At 36.7% G+C, this 766-nt stretch carries 2 tRNA genes; both read left to right on the top strand.

The window, feature by feature from the left end:
• Window positions 1-411 precede the first annotated feature (411 nt).
• Window positions 412-501, top strand: a tRNA-Ser gene (locus LACDD01_RS11255).
• Between the two features lie 39 nt (window positions 502-540).
• Window positions 541-628 (top strand) — tRNA-Ser (locus tag LACDD01_RS11250).
• The last annotated feature ends 138 nt before the right edge of the window (window positions 629-766 follow it).

The raw sequence follows: 766 nt of genomic DNA, 5'->3' as shown, positions 1-766 counted from the left end.
TCCGCCTAGGTGGGCTGTTTGTACAGATATTTACTTTTATATAAATCAGTGTGCGTTATAATTGAAGTCCAGAGAGGCTTTTGGTATCCTAGGTGTGTACGATTACTCTTAATAGTACGTTATCTTTCATAAACCTCACTGTAATAGTGGGGGTTTTAATATCTAAATTGACTTATAATAGTTTTTTTGATGTGCTTAACTCTTTCGAAGATTGCCTGTTGCATACAATTTATTATAAAACAGCTCCTCATTTAGTGTTTCTGTTCGAGCGTACGTTTTACTTCACTATAAGTAGTGTGCGTCATAATTGACCGGAGATAAAAAGATTTGGTATACTTGTCAAAGTTAGTAAGTAATGGCGTACAAGAGAATTTCGATAATGTGGATTGTATATCTCTCTTGTTCTTCCTTGGAGGATTACCCAAGTTCGGCTGAAGGGAACGGTCTTGAAAACCGTCAGGCGTGTAAAAACGTGCGTGGGTTCGAATCCCACATCCTCCTTTGCATGTTTATCAGACGAAATTGTTTTGTCGTTTTTATGGAGAATTACTCAAGAGGCTGAAGAGGACGGTTTGCTAAATCGTTAGACTGAGAAATCGGTGCATGGGTTCGAATCCCATATTCTCCTTTTTTCTAAACTCACTGTAACAAGTGAGTTTTTTTATAAATTAAGAATAAAAAAAGCACTGATAGATCAATAATGAGTACTTGTGAACGTTCGGTTTACTCTTAAAGCAAGAGAATCACGATGGGGGATTAAACATTT

Source organism: Lactococcus sp. DD01 (assembly GCF_001578715.1).
Classification (GTDB): Bacteria; Bacillota; Bacilli; order Lactobacillales; family Streptococcaceae; genus Lactococcus; species Lactococcus petauri.
The sequence above is the reverse complement of the archived record's forward strand: the minus strand, read 5'-3'. Positions and strand labels throughout refer to the sequence as shown.